This is a genomic window from Salmonella sp. NW177 (assembly GCF_051811585.1).
Lineage (GTDB): Bacteria > Pseudomonadota > Gammaproteobacteria > Enterobacterales > Enterobacteriaceae > Salmonella > Salmonella enterica.
This window is the reverse complement of the sequence record NZ_JAMMZV010000043.1, coordinates 1-247: the sequence shown is the minus strand read 5'-3', so window position 1 is coordinate 247 and position 247 is coordinate 1. Positions and strand designations below refer to the sequence as shown.

The window sequence follows — 247 nt, the reverse complement described above, 5'->3', positions numbered from 1 at the left end:
GTAATAGCTCACTGGTCGAGTCGGCCTGCGCGGAAGATGTAACGGGGCTAAACCATGCACCGAAGCTGCGGCAGCGAACGTATCACTTAAAGCGATTCAGCGGGTTACGATTGACGGAGCGAAGCGACGTCAAAGCGTATACAAAGTCGAGTCGGTTTAAGGATACGTTCGTTGGGTAGGGGAGCGTTCTGTAAGCCTGCGAAGGTGGCCTGTGAGGGTTGCTGGAGGTATCAGAAGTGCGAATGCT

General features: G+C 54.3%; 1 rRNA gene. It reads left to right on the top strand.

Going from position 1 to position 247, the window contains the following annotated elements:
- Positions 1 to 247, top strand: a 23S ribosomal RNA gene (locus tag NA986_RS24425); the annotation flags it as partial.